Annotated in this window: 14 protein-coding genes; 7 read left to right on the top strand and 7 right to left on the bottom strand. The window is 64.8% G+C overall.

What is annotated here, in order from left to right; all coding sequences use genetic code 11:
* Nucleotides 1-55: 55 nt before the first annotated feature.
* The 3 genes from FJ957_RS19100 (at nucleotide 56) to ggt (ending at nucleotide 5378) form a co-directional block, all read left to right on the top strand.
* Nucleotides 56-2158 (top strand): bifunctional rhamnulose-1-phosphate aldolase/short-chain dehydrogenase, encoded by a 2103-nt coding sequence (locus FJ957_RS19100; protein ID WP_140834009.1) that lies wholly within the window; start codon nucleotides 56-58, stop codon nucleotides 2156-2158.
* A gap of 88 nt (nucleotides 2159-2246) precedes the next feature.
* Nucleotides 2247-3539, top strand: coding sequence for an L-rhamnose catabolism isomerase (gene rhaI, locus FJ957_RS19105; protein ID WP_140834011.1), 1293 nt, complete (start codon nucleotides 2247-2249; stop codon nucleotides 3537-3539).
* Between the two features lie 99 nt (nucleotides 3540-3638).
* On the top strand, nucleotides 3639-5378 hold the full coding sequence (gene ggt / locus FJ957_RS19110) for a gamma-glutamyltransferase (RefSeq protein ID WP_140834013.1): 1740 nt from the start codon (nucleotides 3639-3641) through the stop codon (nucleotides 5376-5378).
* A 43-nt stretch (nucleotides 5379-5421) separates the two neighbouring features.
* On the opposite strand, the gene FJ957_RS19115 is transcribed toward ggt, so the two are convergent.
* The 3 genes from FJ957_RS19115 to FJ957_RS19125 all read right to left on the bottom strand — a co-directional run bounded on the left by FJ957_RS19115 (nucleotide 5422) and on the right by FJ957_RS19125 (nucleotide 9145).
* Entirely contained in the window at nucleotides 5422-5766 is a 345-nt protein-coding gene (locus tag FJ957_RS19115; protein ID WP_140647415.1) for a hypothetical protein, read from the bottom strand.
* Between the two features lie 161 nt (nucleotides 5767-5927).
* Nucleotides 5928-7283, bottom strand: coding sequence for a sigma-54 dependent transcriptional regulator (locus FJ957_RS19120; RefSeq protein ID WP_140834015.1), 1356 nt, complete (start codon nucleotides 7281-7283; stop codon nucleotides 5928-5930).
* Nucleotides 7280-9145, bottom strand: coding sequence for a sensor histidine kinase (locus FJ957_RS19125; protein ID WP_140834018.1), 1866 nt, complete (start codon nucleotides 9143-9145; stop codon nucleotides 7280-7282). Before FJ957_RS19125 ends, FJ957_RS19120 begins: the two co-directional genes overlap by 4 nt.
* Nucleotides 9146-9383: 238 nt before the next feature.
* Between FJ957_RS19125 and FJ957_RS19130 the strand changes: the two genes are divergently transcribed.
* Together FJ957_RS19130 and FJ957_RS19135 are read left to right on the top strand one after the other, a co-directional pair.
* The gene (locus tag FJ957_RS19130) at nucleotides 9384-10718 is read left to right on the top strand and encodes a dicarboxylate/amino acid:cation symporter (RefSeq protein ID WP_140834021.1); all 1335 of its coding nucleotides are present in this window, start codon (nucleotides 9384-9386) and stop codon (nucleotides 10716-10718) included.
* A 125-nt stretch (nucleotides 10719-10843) separates the two neighbouring features.
* Nucleotides 10844-11425 (top strand): histidine phosphatase family protein, encoded by a 582-nt coding sequence (locus FJ957_RS19135; protein WP_140834025.1) that lies wholly within the window; start codon nucleotides 10844-10846, stop codon nucleotides 11423-11425.
* Nucleotides 11426-11486: 61 nt separating this feature from the next.
* On the opposite strand, the gene FJ957_RS19140 is transcribed toward FJ957_RS19135, so the two are convergent.
* The 3 genes from FJ957_RS19140 to FJ957_RS19150 all read right to left on the bottom strand — a co-directional run bounded on the left by FJ957_RS19140 (nucleotide 11487) and on the right by FJ957_RS19150 (nucleotide 13377).
* Nucleotides 11487-12230, bottom strand: a complete 744-nt coding sequence (locus tag FJ957_RS19140) for a pseudouridine synthase (RefSeq protein WP_140834027.1) — start codon at nucleotides 12228-12230, stop codon at nucleotides 11487-11489.
* A 97-nt stretch (nucleotides 12231-12327) separates the two neighbouring features.
* Nucleotides 12328-12810 carry a hypothetical protein gene (locus FJ957_RS19145; RefSeq protein ID WP_246685883.1) on the bottom strand — a complete coding sequence of 161 codons (483 nt, stop codon included), beginning with the start codon at nucleotides 12808-12810 and terminating at the stop codon, nucleotides 12328-12330.
* 126 nt (nucleotides 12811-12936) lie between these two features.
* The gene (locus tag FJ957_RS19150; RefSeq protein ID WP_140834029.1) at nucleotides 12937-13377 is read right to left on the bottom strand and encodes a hypothetical protein; all 441 of its coding nucleotides are present in this window, start codon (nucleotides 13375-13377) and stop codon (nucleotides 12937-12939) included.
* 234 nt (nucleotides 13378-13611) lie between these two features.
* Between FJ957_RS19150 and FJ957_RS19155 the strand changes: the two genes are divergently transcribed.
* Nucleotides 13612-14700: a helix-turn-helix transcriptional regulator gene (locus FJ957_RS19155; RefSeq protein WP_140834034.1), complete on the top strand. Its 1089-nt coding sequence runs from the start codon at nucleotides 13612-13614 to the stop codon at nucleotides 14698-14700.
* Between the two features lie 110 nt (nucleotides 14701-14810).
* A complete protein-coding gene (locus FJ957_RS19160; protein ID WP_140834039.1) occupies nucleotides 14811-15830 on the top strand; it encodes an NAD-dependent epimerase in 1020 nt (339 codons plus the stop codon).
* 27 nt (nucleotides 15831-15857) lie between these two features.
* Here the strand turns inward: FJ957_RS19160 and FJ957_RS19165 are convergent, their stop codons facing one another.
* Nucleotides 15858-17171 (bottom strand): MFS transporter, encoded by a 1314-nt coding sequence (locus tag FJ957_RS19165; RefSeq protein WP_140834041.1) that lies wholly within the window; start codon nucleotides 17169-17171, stop codon nucleotides 15858-15860.
* Between the last annotated feature and the right edge of the window lie 2 nt (nucleotides 17172-17173).

Consider the following 17173-nt stretch of genomic DNA (forward strand, 5'->3'; position numbering starts at 1 on the left):
CATTCCCGGGCGAGAGATGAGGGGTGCGGCGTTCGCGCTCCAAGGGAGGATACCTATGCTCGACAAGCGCTCCGGCTCGCGCCTCGCCAATCTCTGGGACGATGCAAAAGCCGAAGGGATGAGCGGTCCCGAGCTCCTGGTCTATCGCTCGAATACGCTGGGGTCCGACAAGCGCGTCACCAATTACGGTGGCGGCAACACCTCGTCCAAGGTCCGGCAGAAGGATCCGCTCACCGGCGAGGAGGTGGAGGTGCTGTGGGTCAAGGGCTCGGGCGGCGACAGCGCCTCGATCAGGCTCGACGGTTTCGCCACGCTTTACATGGACAAGCTGCGTGCCATCAAAGGTCTTTATCGCGGCGTCGAGCACGAGGACGAGATGGTGGGATACCTGCCCCACTGCACCTTCAACCTCAATCCGCGCGCGGCCTCGATCGACACGCCGCTGCACGCCTATGTGCCGAAGGCTTGCGTCGACCACATGCATCCCGACGCCATCATCGCGGTCGCCGCAGCCAAGGATTCCAGGGCGATCACCAAGGAGATCTTCGGCGACGCCATCGGCTGGCTGCCCTGGAAGCGGCCGGGCTTCGAGCTCGGCCTGTGGCTGGAGAAATTCTGCCTGGAAAATCCGGATGCCAAGGGCGTCGTGCTCGAAAGCCACGGCCTGTTCACCTGGGGCGACACGCCGAAGGAATGCTACGAGACGACGATCTCGGTGATCAACCAGGCGATCGACTGGTTCGAGCGCAAGTCGCAGGGCAAGGCGATCTTCGGCGGCGAGGCCGTCCAGTCGCTCGACGCACCGGCGCGCCGCGCCATCGCCGCCAAGCTGATGCCGAGGATCCGCGGCCTGATCTCCGAACAGAGCCACAAGCTCGGCCATTTCGACGATCAGCCGGCCGTGCTCGAATTCGTCAATTCGAAGGACCTGCGGCCGCTGGCGGCGCTCGGCACATCATGTCCCGATCACTTCCTGCGCACCAAGATCCGACCGTTGGTGATCGAGTTCGATCCGGCAAAGCCCGATGTCGACGCGGTCATCGCGCGGCTCGCCGACGACATTGCCGCCTATCGTGTCGGCTACCAGGCCTATTATGACAGCTGCAAGCACCCGGACTCGCCGGCCATCCGCGATCCCAATGCCGTGGTCTATCTGATGCCCGGCGTCGGCATGTTCACCTTCGCCGGCGACAAGGCGACTGCGCGCATATCCGGCGAGTTCTATGTCAACGCCATCAACGTCATGCGCGGCGCCTCGACCGTCTCGTCCTATGTTGGCCTGCCCGCGCAGGAAGCCTTCGACATCGAATACTGGCAGCTCGAGGAAGCCAAGCTCCAGCGCCTGCCGAAGCCGAAGGCGCTGGCCGGCCAGATCGCGCTGGTCACCGGCGGCGCCGGCGGCATCGGCCGCGCCACCGCCAACCGGCTGCTGCGCGAAGGCGCTTGCGTTGTGCTCGCCGATATAGACGAAGCGGCTTTGGCCAGCGCCAATGACGAGCTCTCGAAGGCCTACGGAAAAGACTTCGTCCGTCCGGTGCGCATCGATGTCACCTCCGAGGAACAAGTGCTTTCCGGCTTCGCCGAAACCGCGGTCGAATTCGGCGGCGTCGACATCCTCGTCTCCAATGCCGGTCTCGCCTCCTCGGCGCCGATCGAGGAGACGACGCTGGCGCTGTGGAACAAGAATATGGACATCCTGTCCACCGGCTATTTCCTCGTCTCGCGCGAGGCTTTCCGCCTGTTCCGCGCCCAGAAGATCGGCGGCAACGTCGTTTTCGTCGCCTCCAAGAACGGCCTTGCCGCATCGCCGAATGCGTCCGCCTATTGCACGGCCAAGGCGGCCGAGATTCACCTGGCCCGCTGCCTGGCGCTGGAGGGCGCGGAGGCACAGATCAGGGTCAACGTCGTCAATCCGGACGCCGTGTTGCGCGGCTCGAAAATCTGGACCGGCGAGTGGAAGGAACAGCGCGCCGCCGCCTACAAGATGTCGACCGACGATCTCGAGGAGCATTACCGCTCGCGCTCGATGCTGAAGCGCTCGGTCTTCCCGGAAGACGTTGCCGAGGCGATCTACTTCTTCGCCTCCGACATGTCGGCCAAATCGACCGGCAACATCGTCAACGTCGACGCCGGCAACGCGCAAAGTTTTACGCGATAAGCTTCCTTCTCCCCGTTCAACGGGGAGAAGGTGCCGGCAGGCGGATGAGGGGCAGCGCCGGCAGAACACGTTCTTGGGAGGAAGTGCAGTGTCCGAACAGATCATCTCGGCCGACGTCGTCGAAAAGGACAACGCTGCGCGCAAAGCCGCGCTCGAGCGCGATTACGCCTCGCTCGGCGAGCGCCTCGACCGGCGCGGCATCGCCATCGACGCGATCCGCGACAAGGTCGAGAAATTCGGCGTGGCGATCCCGTCCTGGGGCGTCGGCACCGGCGGCACGCGCTTCGCCCGTTTCCCCGGCGCCGGCGAGCCGCGCGACATCTTCGACAAGATCGAGGACTGCGCCGTCATCAGCCAGCTGACGCAGGCGACGCCGACCGTCTCGCTACACATCCCGTGGGACAAGGCCGATCCGAACCGGCTGAAGCAGGCGGCGTCCCGCTTCGGCCTCGGGTTCGACGCCATGAACTCCAACACCTTCTCCGACGCCAAGGACCAGAAGCTCTCCTACAAATTCGGCTCGCTCTCGCATGCCGATGCCGGCACGCGCCGCCAGGCGGTCGAGCACAATCTCGAATGCATCGAGATCGGCAGGACGCTCGGCTCCAAGGCGCTGACGGTGTGGATCGGCGACGGCTCGAATTTCCCTGGCCAGGTCAATTTCGCCAAGGCGTTCGAGCGCTATCTCGACGCCATGCGCGAGATTTATGCCGGCCTGCCGGCCGACTGGCGGCTGTTCACCGAGCACAAGATGTATGAGCCGGCCTTCTATTCGACCGTCGTGCAGGACTGGGGCACGAATTACATCATCGCCAGGGAGCTTGGCGAGAAGGCCTTCTGCTTGGTCGACCTCGGCCACCATGCGCCCAACGTCAACATCGAGATGATCGTGTCGCGGCTGATCCAGTTCAGGAAGCTCGGCGGCTTTCATTTCAACGATTCCAAATATGGCGACGACGATCTCGATGCCGGCTCGATCGATCCCTACCGGCTGTTCTTGGTCTTCAACGAGCTGGTCGATGCGGAACTTTCAGGCGCCAAAGGCTTCAACCCCGCCCACATGCTCGACCAGAGCCACAACGTCACCGATCCGATCGAAAGCCTGATGCTGTCGGCGGTCGAGGTGCAGCGCGCCTATGCGCAGGCGCTGCTGGTCGACCGCAAGGCGCTGGAAGGTTTCCAGGACGCCAATGACGCGCTGATGGCGACGCAGACACTTAAAAGCGCCTACCGCACCGACGTCGAGCCAATCTTGGCGATGGCCAGACTGCGCACTGGCGGCGCGATCGATCCGGTCGCGGCCTATCGCGAGGCCGGCTACCGGGCCAAAGTCGCGGCCGAGCGGCCGGCAGTCGCCGGCGGTGGCGGCGGCATCGTCTGACAGGCAGATATCGGATTTGATCTGGTCCAGCGCCATTGGCGGTGGACAGGTCCGCCGGCAGGGTCTTTCTTGGGCGTCCCCAACGCCAGGAGCACCGCCATGCCCTTGACCCGTCGGACGCTGATCGGCGTCACCCTTTCGCTCGCAATTGCCCTCGCGCCGCCGACCATCGTCCTCGCCGCCTCGCCGCAACCGGCCAAGGGCGAGCACGGCATGGTGGTGACGGCCCAGCATCTGGCGACCGAGATCGGCGTCGACGTGCTGAAAAAGGGCGGCAATGCGGTCGATGCCGCTGTTGCCGTCGGCTATGCGCTCGCCGTCGTCTATCCCAATGCCGGCAACATCGGCGGCGGCGGGTTCATGACCGTGCGCATGAAGGACGGCCGCACGACCTTCCTCGATTTCCGCGAGCGCGCGCCGCTCGCCGCGACCAAGACCATGTATCTCGACAAGGACGGCAATCCGGTGAAAGTCGCCAGCCTCGACGGCTACCTGGCGGTCGGCGTGCCGGGCTCGGTCGCAGGCTTCGAGATGGCGCGCGAGAAATACGGCACGCTCACCAGGCAGGATCTGATGGCGCCGGCCATTGCCTACGCCAAGGACGGCTTCGTGCTCAACCAGGGCGATGCCGCGTCGTTCGCAGACGGCGCCGATCGTCTGGCAAAGGATCCCGCGGCCGCCGCGGTCTTCCTGAAACCGGATGGCAAGCCTTACGGGATTGGCGAGAGGCTCGTTCAGCCGGACCTCGCCGCCTCGCTGTCGGCGATCTCGGAAAAGGGGCCGGACGCCTTCTACAAGGGTGCTATCGCGGACGCCATCGTCAAGGCGAGCGGCGCCAAGGGCGGCGTTCTTGCCAAGGGCGATTTCGAGCAATATGCCGTGCGGGAGCTGAAGCCGGTGACCTGCTCCTATCGTGGCTACGAGATCATCTCCTCGCCGCCGCCGAGCTCGGGCGGCGTCATCATTTGCGAAATCCTCAACGTGCTCGAATTCTATCCGCTGTCCTATCTCGGCGCCGGATCAGCCGAAACGGTCCATGTCATGGTCGAGGCCATGCGCCATGCCTATGTCGACCGCAACTCGGCGCTGGGCGACCCGGATTTCGTAGACAATCCGGTCTCGAAACTGCTCGACAAGAACTATGCCAAGGACATCCGCGACAAGATCGATCCCTTCCGCGCCGGCGTGTCGAAGGACCTGATGCCCAAGGGTTTCGGCGAGTCGAAGGAAACCACCCACTATTCGATCATCGACAATGACGGCAATGCGGTCGCCGTCACCTATACGCTGAACGGCTCCTTCGGCGCCGGGGTCCTCGCCGACGGCACCGGCATCCTGCTCAACAACGAGATGGACGACTTCACCCAGAAGCCCGGCGTGCCGAACCTCTACGGGCTGGTGCAGGGAGAGGCGAATGCCATCCAGCCGAAGAAGACGCCTTTATCCTCGATGAGCCCGACGATCGTGACCAAAGACGGCAAGCCGTTCATGGTCATCGGCAGTCCGGGCGGTTCGCGCATCATCACCATCACGCTCGAGGCGATCGTCAATGTCATCGACCACGGCATGGACATCCAGCAGGCGATCGACGCGCCGCGCATCCATCATCAATGGCTGCCGGACACCATCTATGTCGAACCGTTCGGGCTTTCGCCGGACACGGAGAAGCTGCTTGCCGGCATGGGCTATCACCTGGACTTGAGCGACAAGACCTGGGGGCAAGCCGCCGGCGTTCTGGTCGGCGGCAAGAGCCTCAGCGAGATCGAGAAGGGCGGCGGCGCGCGCTACAACGGCGCCATCGACAGCCGCGCGGCCGCGGGCGAGGCTTTGGGGTATTGAAGCATGATCCCAAAAAGCGGGAACGGATCATGCTCAGATAAAATTACACGACCAGCGTGATGGTCGAGGCGATCAGCATCACTGCGGCAATGGCGACGAACAGCGCATAGATGCGCGGCCGGTCGAGCAGGAGCGCATTGCCTGAAATCCAGGCCGCTGTGGCCCCGCCAAGCGCGAACAGGAAGCCGTTGCGGTGGCCGAAGGACATGGAGGCGGCCATCAGGCCCCCGATGATCAGCGCGCCGAAGACGATGATGACGGCGACCGCGTATTTCTCGAAATCATTGCCGCCGCCCATCGCCGGCCCCATCGCATTGAGATTGGGCAGGTCGTCCGGGTCGAAAGGGTTGGTCGAGCCGTATTCGTCTTGACCGAGGGATTCGCGCATTATTCGTTCTCCGCTGAGCGGCAACAAACCATCAACGCCTGCCGAGCGCAACCCGGCAACGCCGCCACGGCGAAGCGTTCGCCGCCCGGCTGATGCCCGAGTGCCACGGTTTCCCGGTCGGTTTCAACGAGGCAGCGGCACTGCGGTTCCACCCGTTTGATCTACCTGGAAAAATCGCTGCGCACGATGCCGTGCCGCTGCAGCTTGTCGTAGAAGGTCTTGCGCGGAATGCCGAGCGCCTCGATGGTGCGGCGGACGTCGCCGTCATTGCGACCAAGTGTCTCGCGGATAATTTCGGCTTCGTAACGATCGAGTCGTTCCGGCAGGGGCATGGGGGTGCCGATCTCCGTTGCCGTGGGGGAAGACGCTGGGGCAACGTCGTCCAGCCCGAGCACGAAGCGTTCGGCGAAGTGGGCGAGTTCGCGCACATTGCCGGGCCAGTCATGTTCGCCGAGATGGCGCTGAACCGCGGCGGAGATCGCCGGCACGGCGCGCCGGAAGCGGGCGGCGGCGCGATCGGCGAAGTAACCGAACAACAGCGGCACGTCGTCCCGCCTTTCGCGCAGCGGCGGGATCGAAAGCGTCACCACATTGAGCCGGTAATAGAGATCCTCGCGGAAATTGCCGCGCTGGCCGGCGTCGCCGAGATCGACCTTGGCGGCGGCAACGACGCGCAGGTCGACCGGCCGGATCTCATTGGTGCCGAGCGGCGTCACCTCGCGCATTTCCAAGACGCGCAGCATCTGCACCTGCGTCGAGGCCGGCATGCTCTCGATCTCGTCGAGGAACAGCGTGCCGCCGCTCGAATGCTCGATGCGGCCGACGCGCTTCTTCTGCGCGCCGGTGAAGGCGCCGGCCTCGTGTCCGAACAACTCGCTTTCGATGACCGTCTCCGGCAGCGTCCCGCAATTTAGAGCGACGAAATTGCCTTTGGCGCGGCGGCTCCAGCGATGCAGCAGGCTCGCCACCACCTCCTTGCCCGAACCGGTCTCGCCGGTCACCAGAACGTCGACATCGGTGTCGGCTATCTGCCGCAATGTCCGGCGCAGCCGCTCCATGGCCGGCGTCTGGCCGATCAGCGGCAAGCCTTCCTGCGCCTGCTCGGCCGCCTCGCGCAAGGCGCGGTTTTCCATCACCAGGCGCCGCTTTTCGGCGGCGCGGGCCACGCTCTGCGCCAGCCTGTCGGCGGCGAAAGGCTTGGTGATGAAGTCGTAGGCGCCGTCCTTGATCGCCTTCACGGCCATCGCGATATCGCCATGGCCGGTGACCAGGATGACGGGGATATCGGGGTCGAGCCGCAGCACGCGATCGAAAAGTTGCAGCCCGTCGATCTCCGGCATGCGGATATCCGACACCACCACGCCGGCGAAATCCCTGTCGAGCGCCGCCAGCGCTTCCTTCGCCACGGCGTGGGCCGACACCGCAAAGCCGGCAAGCTCCAGCGTCTGTCTTGTCGCCTTGAGCAGATCGCTATCGTCATCGATCAGGATCACCGGGGCTGGATCGTGCTTCGTCATGCAGCGCCGGCTTTCGAAAGGTGGATGATGAAGCGTGTTCCCAGGCCGCTGCTCGAAACCTCGATGCGCCCGCCATAGTCGGTGACGATGTCCTTGGAGATGACGAGCCCGAGCCCCAGGCCTTTTTCCTTGGAGGTGTTGAAGGGCGTGAACAGCGATTTCAGGATCGCGGACGGAATGCCCGGGCCGTTGTCCGAGACGATGAGCGCGACGTCATCGCCGGTCTCGGCCGCCGAAACCTCGACTTTCGCGTCGTCGCGGCCATCGAGTGCCTCCAGCGCGTTCTGGAAAAGGTTGATCAGCACCTGCTCCAGCCTCAGCCGGTTGCCCATAACCTTCAGCGCCGGCGGCGGCAGCGTGATCGCCAGCGCATCCAGCCGGCCGGCGAAGCGGCTCCTGAGCAGCACGACGGCGCCTTCGATCACGCCGCGCAGTTCGACTGGTTCGGCGGCGGTGCGGCCCTTGCGGGCGAAAGCTTTCAGCTCTTCGGTGATGGAGCCGATGCGCTCGGTCAGCGCAGCGATGGCGCCAAGGTTTTCCTCGGCTGAGGCGCTCTGCTTGCGTTCGAGGAAGACGCGCGCATTGTCGGCATAGGCGCGGATCGTCGCCACCGGCTGGTTGATCTCATGCGCGACGCCGGCGGCGACCTGGCCAAGCGTGGCAAGCCGGTTGGCCTGCACCAGTTCCTGCTGCATCACCTGCAGCTTGGCTTCGGTGCTGCGATGGTCCGCGATCTCGGCCTGCAGCCGGTCGCGCGCCAGGCTCAGATCCTGCGTGCGCTCGATGACGCGGCGCTCGAGCTCGGCGCGCGCGGCCTGTTCGGCGGCAATCCGCATCTGGCCGGATTGCCGGCGCCACAACAGATAAGCGGCAAAGGCAATGAGCGGCACGAGGACACCGAGCACCAGGAGCCGCATCTCGCGCTGCGCCGCCGCGACCGGTGCTTCGGCAGGAAGGAGATAGTCGAGGCGCCAGGGTGTCGACGGCACGGCGGTGGAAAGCCGCAGATATTCCGCATCGCTGCCGCCGGGCGTGATGGCCTGGACAAGCGCGACATCGGGGCTGAGCGGTTGCGGTTTCGTGATCGGCAAGGGCACCAGCGGCGCATCGCCGAATTGCTGGCTGGCGCGGATGTCGGCCGTAACCGGAGCGGCCAGCGGCGCCGTCGTCATGAAACGCCAAGAGGGCACGCTCGTGATCAGCACCACGCCATGCGCATCGCTGACATAGGCCGGGCGGTTCGCCTCGTGCCAGTCGGCCTCGAGCTGGTCGAACTCCATCTTGACGACGACGACGCCGAGCGGCCCCGAAGCGCCGTCGACGCGGCGCGAGATGTAGAGGCCGGGACGTTTGCTGACATTGCCGAGCGCGAAATATTCGGCCGTGCCGGTTTCCATCGCGACAGAGAAATAGGCGCGAAAACCATAGTCGTTGCCGACGAAGCTCACCGGCTCGCGCCAATTGCTGGAGGCGATCGCCAGGCCGTCCGTGCCGGTGACATAGAGCACCGAGGCCTTGGTGCCCGATACCAGCCCTTCGAGCTTGCGGTTGAGCACGTCGATCGATGCGGGGTTGCGCTCCGTCAGCGCATCATGCACCTGCTGGTCTTCCGACAGGAGCAGCGGCAGCGCGCGAGGATTTTCCAGCACCGCGCGCAGCAGCGCGACTTTGAGGTTGGCGTCCGTGCGCCCTTGCGCGGCCAGGGTCTCGATCTCGGCCGAGCGACCATAAAGCCCGGCGCCGTAGAGCGCCGCGAGCACGATCAGCAGCGCCACCGCCGTAAACAGCAGCCAGGTGCGCCGCGCCCGCCCGGCAAGCAGTTCGGGCGTTGGGGCGAGGGCAGCGGCCGGGCGTTGCAGCATGCCACATCTGTGCATGATTTCGCACAAAGCGCAATTCGACCTATGCGGATAACCGCACCGGCCTTCTCCAAGGCTCTTGTCGCGGGCTCAAAAAATCCAACAAAATCAATAAAAGCGAGACTTCGGGCATCATCTGGCACGCGGGTTGCAAATGCATACGCAGCAGCCGCGAGGCTGTGGAGGTCAACAGCCCCCTGGGAGGTCGAGCGTCTCGATCGGGGGCCGAACGGAGGACATCATGCAGACAGCAATCGCTGCCGCCGAACCGCGCGGCAAGGTTCCCTTTTACCGGCATCTCTATGTACAGGTCCTGGTGGCGATTGCCGCCGGTATCCTGCTTGGCCATTTCTACCCCGACCTGGGCGCATCGCTGAAGCCGCTTGGCGACGCCTTCATCAAGCTGGTCAAGATGGTGATCGCGCCGGTGATCTTCCTCACCGTGGCGACCGGCATTGCCGGTGTCTCCGACCTGCACAAGGTCGGCCGCGTCGCCGGCAAGGCGATGATCTATTTCCTCCTCTTCTCGACATTGGCGCTCGTGGTCGGCCTCGTCGTGTCGAACGTCATTCAGCCCGGCGCCGGAATGCACATCAACCCGGCGACCCTCGATCCCTCGAAAGTGGCGACCTTCACCGAGAAGGCGCATGACTCTTCCATCGTCGGCTTCTTGATGAACATCATCCCCGACACCATCACCGGCGCCTTCGCCCAGGGCGACATCCTGCAGGTGCTGTTCTTCTCGGTGCTGTTCGGCATAGCGCTGGCGCTGGTCGGCGAGCGCGGCCGCCCCGTGGTCGATTTCCTGCAGGCGCTGACCTCGCCGGTCTTCCGCCTCGTCGCCATCCTGATGAAGGCGGCGCCCATCGGCGCCTTCGGCGCCATGGCCTTCACCGTCGGCAAATACGGCATCGGCTCGATCGCCAACCTCGCCATGCTGATCGGCACCTTCTATCTGACGTCGCTGCTCTTCGTGCTGGTCGTGCTCGGCACTGTGGCATGGTATAATGGCTTCTCGATCCTCGCGCTGATCCGCTACATCAAGGAAGAACTGCTGCTGGTGCTCGGCACCTCGTCGTCGGAAGCAGCACTTCCGGGCCTGATGGCCAAGATGGAGCGCGCCGGCTGCAACCGCTCGGTGGTCGGCCTGGTCATTCCGACCGGCTATTCCTTCAACCTCGACGGCACCAACATCTACATGACGCTGGCAGCACTTTTCATCGCCCAGGCGACCGACACGCCGCTCACCTTCGGCGACCAGATCCTGCTCTTGCTCGTCGCCATGCTGAGCTCGAAGGGTGCGGCCGGCATCACCGGCGCCGGCTTCATCACACTGGCCGCAACGCTCTCGGTCGTGCCCTCCGTGCCGGTCGCCGGCATGGCGCTGATCCTCGGCGTCGACCGCTTCATGTCGGAATGCCGCGCGCTCACCAACTTCGTCGGCAACGCGGTCGCGACCGTCGTCGTGGCGCGCTGGGAAGGTGAGCTCGACCAGACCAAATTCGCCGCCGCCATGGCCGGCCAGTTGCCGGAAGAAGCCGACCTCGCGTTGTCGGGCGGCCTGCAGCCTGCCTAGCCAACCAGCATCCTCCCGATGCCGAACAGGTCGCGGCAATCGCCGCGGCCTGTTCATTTTGTCGGCCGCCGAATAGGCTGCGCGCGCCGGATTCCCGGCGAAACATTCAGCCGAGAGGCAGGTCGATGAGCAGCGCGTATCCCGAGATCTATCTTGTCCGTCATGGGGAGACGGAGTGGAGTCTCTCGGGCAGGCATACCGGCCGCACCGACATGCCCCTGACCGCGAAAGGCGAGGAGGCCGCGCGCGGCGTCGCCGAACGCCTCGAGGGACTGACTTTCCAGGCCGTCTGGTCGAGCCCGTCGCAGCGCGCCTTCGACACCTGCCGTCTCGCCGGCTTCGGCGAGCGCGCGGTCAAGAAGCCCGACCTGCGGGAATGGGATTACGGCGCTTACGAAGGCGTGACGACCAAGGAGATATTGTCCAAGCGTCCCGGCTGGCAGTTGTTTCGCGACGGCTGCCCGGGCGGCGAGACGGCGGCCGATGTCGGCGCCCGCGCCGATACCATCATCGCCGGGCTGCGCGCGGTTGCCGGCAATGTGCTCATCTTCTCCAGCTCGCATTTCCTGCGTGTGTTCGCGTCGCGCTGGGTCGGCCTGCCGCCGGAAGGCGGCGAGCATTTCGTGCTCGACACCGCCAGCCTCAGCATCCTCGGCTACGAGCACGACCTGACCGAGCCGGTCATCCGCCGCTGGAACCAGAAGTAGCCCCGCTGGATGGCAGCCCAGGTGCCTCTGGCCCGTGGATGACGAAGCTGAGACGTTTCGGCTAGACTCCCATCATCGCCAGTTCCTCCGCGGTCAAATGCCGCGCCTTGCCCTTGGCAAGCTCGCCGAGCTGCAATCCGCCGATCGCCACCCTGATCAGCCGCGGCACCTCGATGTCGAAAGCGCCGAGCAGCCTGCGGATCTGCCGGTTGCGTCCCTCGTCGAGCACGATCTCCAGCCACGCCGTCCGCCCGCCGCTGCGCAACAGCGCGATCGAGCTTGCGGTGAGCAGCTCGCCGTCGACGACCGCCCCTTGGCGAAAGCGCTCCAGCATCGCTTCGTCGGGCACGGCCGCGATCTGCACGTGATAGGTCTTGGCGACATGCGAGGCGGGGTCGAGCAGACCGTTCGCCCAGCGCGTGTCGTTGCTCATCAAAAGCAGCCCTTCGCTCGCCTTGTCGAGGCGGCCAACGGGCGACACGAAGGGCAGGTCGAGCCCTTCCAGGCAGTCATAGACGGTGCCGCGGCCTTCGGGGTCATCGCGGGTCGTGACCAGGCCGCGCGGCTTGTTGAGCATCAGATAGACCTTACGCTCGGCAACGACGCGCTCGCCGTCGACGGTGATGCGGTCGCGGCCGGGATCGATGCGCAGCAAGGCATCGCGCACCGTCACGCCGCCGACCCGCACCCGCCCCTCGGCGACGAAACGCTCGGCCTGCGTGCGTGAGCAGAAGCCAAGCTTGGAAAGCGCTCGGGCGAGGCTGACCTTTGGTGTTGCTGATCGTCGGTCGGGTTGGCGTGCCACTGTCTCTGTCTTCGGACTTGCTCAAAACGCTGCAACCGATGCCACGCCTGGCGAGATCGGCGCAAGCGGCTCCATTACCCGGTTCGGGTCGCCGGTTTCACTCCTGCGGCGCGCTCAACCGCCGGTAGGAGATGCCGTCGAACGTTGCCGTCACGAAGCTTTTGACCGACATCTTGCGCTTGCGCCCGTCGCTGCAGGCGTAAAGCGGCCAGCCGGCCTCGCTGCATTCGCTAGCCATGCAGATGCGGGTCACGCAGTTGCCTGCGGTCAGCCGGAAGCCACCCTTGCCGGCAAAGCCCTGCAGCAGACTGCCATCCGAGGAACGCCATGTCCGTTGTTGGAATTCAGGCCGCAGCAGCCGGGGCTCGAGCGGGGCGGCCAAACCGGCCTCGTCCGTATGGCCCGAATATTGAAGCCGGTAGCGCGCCATGCCCGTCGTGTATGCGGTAACGAGATCGGATTGGCCCGAATATGCCGCCGACAGCTCGGGATGATCGAAAAGATGGGACGCGCGTGTCTCCGCCTCTGACGGTCTCGTCAGGGCAGCGATGGCAACCATGGCCAGGCAGAAGCGCAACATCTCGATTTCCGGCAGCCATACCGATCCGGCGTGCCGGCTTGCCCGGCTGCCTGCGCCTACCATCTTTCCAATCGGATTTTCGCGCAAGCGCCGGTTTTCGGGTGTCGTAAGGCGCCCTCGCTTTCGTCAGCTGTTGGCGGCCGGCAGCAGCTCGAACAGGTGGGCGCCGTTCTCGCGCCCTCGGTCGATATAGCCGATCACGCGGAACCATTTCGCTACGTCGGGCCTGTCCAGCCAGCTGCGCGAATGCACGGGAAGGTTGCCGGCGAGCGCCTGGACATGGCGGATGTGGCGCTTGCAGAAGCGGACCGTCGAGGCGTTGAAGAAATCCTCCTGCGCGGCAAAGAGCGTATCGGCGGCGTCCGCATGCTCGTGCCAGGCGATGATCGCCACCGTCCTGTCGTCCTGGACGAGCGCATGCGCCCGTCCTTCCTTCAGGTTCATCATCAGATTGTCATAGGCGCTTTTGCTGTCCTTGCCGGCCGCCACATACTCGTCCGACATTCGCTTGGACAGGCCGTGGAACACATCTTCCAGATCTCCGACCGTCGCCGCGCGTGCTCTCATTTCTCCTCCTGACAGCCCGCTGGCAGTTTGCCCCAAGGAAGGGGGATCACCAAGAAAACCAAATCCCCGATCCGGGCCATGCGCGCAATCTCATTTCGCACGGAAGGGTTCAATCGCTGACCGCGCTCGCATATAAGCATTGGCTTGAGATCGCATTTCCATTGTTGGATACTGGCGGTCTACCGGGCCTGGCCGGACCCGCTCGTTCTCTCGGCAGCGTTCTCAATGGCGGCCATGATCGATCTGATTGAAACCATCTACGAGGCGGCCTTCGTCCCGGAGCGGTGGAACACGGTGCTCCAGAAAGCGGGCGGCCTGTCGAACTCGGCCAGCGCTCAGGTCTTCTTCTTCAGCGACGACGGCCCGCCGCGCGGAACGACGCTCGACAATCTGCGGCCGCTGTTCGACGAGTTCATCAAGAGGGATTTCTGGAAGTTCTGCGACAGTGTGCAGAAGATGTGCGGCTTGCAGCCGGCGAGCTTCGTACGCGTCGACGACTTTATGAGTCCCGATGAGATCGAGCGCGATCCGGCCCGTATCATGCTGCGGCAATTCGGCATCGGCGCGCATCTGTGCACCGCGATACCGATGCCGACCGGCGAACTGGCGACCTTCGTCTTCCAGAAATGGATCCGGGACGGCGGCTTCGCGCAAGGCGAGGTCGACGGGCTCGATGCGCTGCGGCCGCATCTGGCCCGCGCCAGCCTTGTCGCCGGCCGGCTGCGGGTGGAGCGGGCGGAGGCCGCCACCTCGGCGCTCGACCTGCTTGGGTTGCCGGCAGCCGTGTTGTCGGCCAATGGGCGCGTCATGGCCACCAACCCGCACCTGGACAGGCTCGATACGGCCTTCCTGCCCGTGGCCTATGGCGGACTGGCAATCGCCGACCGCGACGCCAACCGGCTGTTCCAGCTGGCCGTGACCGGCATGAGCCGCACCGACAATTCGGTCGGATCGATACCGGTGCCGAGCATCGGCGGCGAGGCGCCCTTCGTCGTCCATCTGTTGCCGCTGCGGCGCTCGGCGCACGACATTTTCGGCAACGCCGACATCCTTGTGATGGCCACGCCCGTCAAGCCGAGCGCGCTTGTGCCTTCGGCGAGCCTGCTCAACGCCTTGTTCGATCTGACGCCGTCGGAGGCACGGCTGGCAGCCGATCTTGCCGCCGGACTCACTTTGGCGGAAACGGCCGCGCGTGGCGGCATCACCGTCAAATCCGCCCGGACCTATCTCGAGCGCGTCTTCCAGAAAACCGGCACCCATCAGCAGAGCCAGCTGGTCGCCATGTTGAAGACGCTGCAGCCGCTGGCCTCACTGCCGCAATGACAGGACTGCGTTGGAGCGGCGGAAGAAAGCGTATCGTTGAATTCGTCGCCAGCCTGCCATAAAAGGCGCAGGCTTTCGACTGGTTGAGGCTGCAGCGTTAGGGGTATGCATTGACGTCGAGCAGGCCGATCCTGATCACCGGCGCAGCCGGCTTCATAGGTTTTCACCTTTGCCAGAGGCTGCTTGCCGAAGGCCGGCAGGTTGTCGGCCTCGATTCCATGAACGAGTATTACGACGTCGCGCTGAAGCAGGCGCGGCTCGAGCGGCTGAAGGCGTTCCCGAATTTTCGTTTCGAGCATGTCGATCTCGCCGACCGCGACGGCATCTCGGGGGTCTTTGCGTCGGTCGCGCCGGAGATCGTCGTCAATCTCGCCGCACAGGCGGGCGTTCGCTATTCGCTGGTCAATCCGCACGTCTATGCGCAAAGCAATCTCAACGGCTTCCTCAACATCCTGGAAGGGTGCCGGCAGGCCTCGGTCGACCATCTCGTCTACGCTTCGTCGAGCTCGATCTACGGCGGCAGCACGCGCATGCCGTTCTCGGTGCATGATTCCGCCGACCATCCCCTCAGCCTCTATGCCGCCAGCAAGAAGGCGAACGAGCTGATGGCCCACACCTACAGCCATCTGTTCGGGCTGCCGACGACGGGCCTGCGCTTCTTCACCGTCTACGGTCCGTGGGGACGGCCCGACATGGCCCTGTTCATCTTCACCAAGGCCATCCTCGCCGGCCAGCCGATCGACGTTTTCAACCATGGCAACATGCAGCGGGATTTCACCTATATCGACGACATCGTCGAGGGGGTGGTCCGCGTCATGCGGCATCCCGCGACGCCCAACCCCGATTGGAAAAGCGCTGCGCCGGACCCGGCGACGAGCACCGCGCCGTTCAGGATCCACAACGTCGGCGACAGCTCGCCCGTCGAGCTCAGCCGGCTCATCGACGTGCTGGAAGACGCGCTTGGGCGCAAGGCGATCCGCAACATGATGCCGCTCCAGCCGGGCGACGTTCTGGCGACTTTCGCCGATGTCACCTCACTCGAAGAGGTGATCGGCTTCAAGCCCAAGATCCCGATCGAGATCGGCGTCCCGCGCTTCGTGGAATGGTACCGGGATTTCTACCAGGTCTGATTGTGCGCCTGCCCCCGCGACAATGTACTAGCGGTCGGCCGTGGATGCTTGCCTGTCGATCCAGAGCGCGATCAGCGTGCAGGCGGCGCCCGAAAGCAGGTAAGCGCCGGCGGCGATAAGGCCGAAATTGCCGGCCAAAAGCAGCGCGGCAAGCGGCGCGAAGCCGGCGCCGAACATCCAGGCCAAGTCCGATGTCACCGCCGAGCCGGTATAGCGGTGCTGGCGCGAGAAGCTCGATGCCACGACGCCCGAGGACTGCCCGAAGCTTAAGCCCAGCAGGATGAACCCGAGCACCATGAACACCGTCTCGCCGACGGTGCCGCCGTTGAGAAGCTGTGGTGCAAAGCCGCTGAAAGCGGCGATGGCGACGGCACCGCCGCCGAGCAGGGCACGCCGTCCGACACGGTCGGCCAGCGGCCCCGATGCGACGATAGCCGCGATGCCGAACAGCGCGCTCACCGCCTCGATGACCAGGAAACGTTCCGGGCCCTCATTGGTGAACAGGAACACCCAGGATAGCGGGAACACTGTCACCATATGGAACAGGGCAAAGCTCGCCAGCGGCGCGAAGGCGCCGACCACGACGTTGCGTCCTTCAGTCCGAACCATCTCCCTGATGCGCGTCGGCTGCAGGTCGCCGCTCTCGTAGAGTTTCGAGAATTCGGGCGTGACCACGATGCGCAGCCTGGCAAACAGCGCCACGACGTTGATGGCGAAGGCGACGAAGAAGGGATAGCGCCAGCCCCAGGCAAAGAAGTCGTCGGCCGAGAGGTTGGCGACGAAGAATGCAAACAGCGAGCTTGCCACGATGAGCCCGATCGGCGCGCCGAGCTGCGGGATCATAGCATAGATGCCGCGCCGGTTCTGCGGCGCGTTCAGCGCCAGGAGGGAGGGCAGTCCGTCCCATGTCCCGCCGAGCGCCAGCCCCTGCAGGAAGCGGGTGAGCGCCAGCAGCCAGGCGGCGACCGCGCCGACATCCTCATAGGAGGGCAGGAACGCCATGGCCACCGTCGAGGTGCCGAGCAGGAACAGCGCGATCGTCAGCTTGGCGCCGCGGCCATAGGCGCGGTCGATCGCCATGAACAGCACGGTGCCGAACGGGCGCGCGATGAAGGCCAGCGCGAAGATGGCGAAGGAGTAGAGTGTTCCGACCAGCGGGTCGTGCGTTGGGAACACAAGCTTGGGGAACACGATCACGGAAGCGATCGCATAGACGAAGAAATCGAAGAATTCCGACGTCCTGCCGATGATCACGCCGACCGCGATATCGCCCGCGCTGACCTGGCCGTGATGCGAGCCGATCAGCCTGCTGTCAGTTTCGGCAGTTGAAGTTTCAGCCATCG

The sequence above is a fragment of the Mesorhizobium sp. B2-4-6 genome (assembly GCF_006442775.1).
Taxonomy (GTDB): domain Bacteria; phylum Pseudomonadota; class Alphaproteobacteria; order Rhizobiales; family Rhizobiaceae; genus Mesorhizobium.